This is a genomic window from Micromonospora sp. SYSU B005 (assembly GCF_055362685.1).
The window spans coordinates 1-1,041 of sequence record NZ_JAXCFU010000060.1; the positions used below are offsets into that span (position 1 = coordinate 1).

A 1,041-nucleotide genomic window follows, 5' to 3' on the forward strand; every position below is an offset into this window, starting at 1 on the left:
AGTGAGTGTTTGAGATTCCGGCTCAGGTGTGGGTTGCCTGGGCCGGTTTCGTGTGTCGGGCCAGGCGGGTGACCATGACGTGGATCATGGCCCAGGTAACGAAGGCGGCGTGGCTGGCCGGTAGGCGTTCGTAGTCGCGGACGCAGCGGCGTTTCTTGCTGATCCAGGCGAAGGTCCGTTCGACGACCCAGCGGCGGGGCAGCACGACGAAGGTGTGTTGTCCGGGGAGTTTGTGGACCAGGTGCACGGTGAGGTCGAGGGCGTGGCGGGCCCAGGTGCTCAGGGTGCCGATGTAGCCGCCGTCTGCCCAGAGCAGGCGCAGGCGGGGGTGAAACAGCCGGGTGCGCCAGAGCAGGTCACGGGCGATGGTGCGGTCGTTGACGTGCGCGCCGGTGATCATGACGGCCAGCAGCAGGCCCATGGTGTCCACGACGATGTGGCGTTTACGGCCGTTGACCTTCTTCGCCACGTCGAAACCGCGGCTGTGTCGGGGCACGGTGTCCGCGGCGCGCACCGACTGGGAATCGATCGCTCCGGCGCTGGGATGCGCGTGCCGTCCGGCGGCGGTACGGCACTGCTCCCGCAGTCGGTCGTGCAGACGCATCAACGTGTGGTCATCGCGCCATCGAGCGAACCACCAGTACACCGTCCCCGGGGGCGGGAACTCCCGCGGCAAGGCCCGCCACGGACAACCGGTGCAGGCCACATACAAGATCGCCGTGACGATCGCCCGCATCGGATGCGACGGCGGCCGCCCCCGCCGACCGACCGACACCGGCGTGACCAGCGGCGCGATCAACGCCCACTGCGCATCGGTCAGATCACCGGGATACCGCCGCCGCACCGCCCGTTCCCGTTCCCGCCGCACCCGCTGCGACGGATAACGGCGGGGCGACGCGGACGGCGTGACAGTGATCGGGTACAACGTCATCAGAAGGCCCTCGGTATGGAAACGGTTGGCTCGACACCACCGGACCTACCGAGGGCCTTCCCTCACCTCAACCCGACACGCCGCCGCACCCCAAATCTCAAACACTCACT

Annotated in this window: 1 protein-coding gene; it reads right to left on the bottom strand. The window is 68.1% G+C overall.

Annotated elements, in window-relative coordinates; all coding sequences use genetic code 11:
* Nucleotides 1-22 precede the first annotated feature (22 nt).
* A complete protein-coding gene (locus tag SM452_RS30360) occupies nucleotides 23-868 on the bottom strand; it encodes an IS5 family transposase (protein ID WP_463841222.1) in 846 nt (281 codons plus the stop codon).
* Between the last annotated feature and the right edge of the window lie 173 nt (nucleotides 869-1,041).